The organism is Streptomyces sp. SID4985 (assembly GCF_009863025.1).
Classification (GTDB): domain Bacteria; phylum Actinomycetota; class Actinomycetes; order Streptomycetales; family Streptomycetaceae; genus Streptomyces.
The window spans coordinates 1-386 of sequence record NZ_WWIR01000385.1; the positions used below are offsets into that span (position 1 = coordinate 1).

Below are 386 nucleotides of genomic sequence, written 5' to 3' on the forward strand. Positions count from 1 at the left end.
GACTGCTTCCCGGCCGTGGACTACTTCGAGAACTCGGGCCTGCCGTTCGTCATCGCCCTCAACGGCTTCGACGGCAGCCAGCCCTACAACCCGGAGGAGGTCCGCGAGGCCCTCCAGATCGGCCCCGACACCCCCATCATCACGACGGACGCCCGCCACCGCGCGGACGCCAAGAGCGCGCTGATCACCCTGGTGGAGCACGCGCTGATGGCGCGCCTGCGGTAGTACCTCCGGCAGTACGCACCTGAATCGAAAGGTGCCCCTCCCAGCAGGAGGGGCACCTTTCGGCTTTCCGGGGGCAGGACACGAAGAAGCGGGCCGCCCCGGGTGGGGCGGCCCGCTCTCGTAGGACGTGTGCGGCTCAGTGCCAGCTGTGCGGGGCGCGG

General features: G+C 70.2%; 1 pseudogene. It reads left to right on the forward strand.

Annotated features, from left to right (window positions below):
* Nucleotides 1-225: pseudogene (locus tag GTW40_RS16200) on the forward strand (ATP/GTP-binding protein); the annotation flags it as partial.
* Between the last annotated feature and the right edge of the window lie 161 nt (nt 226-386).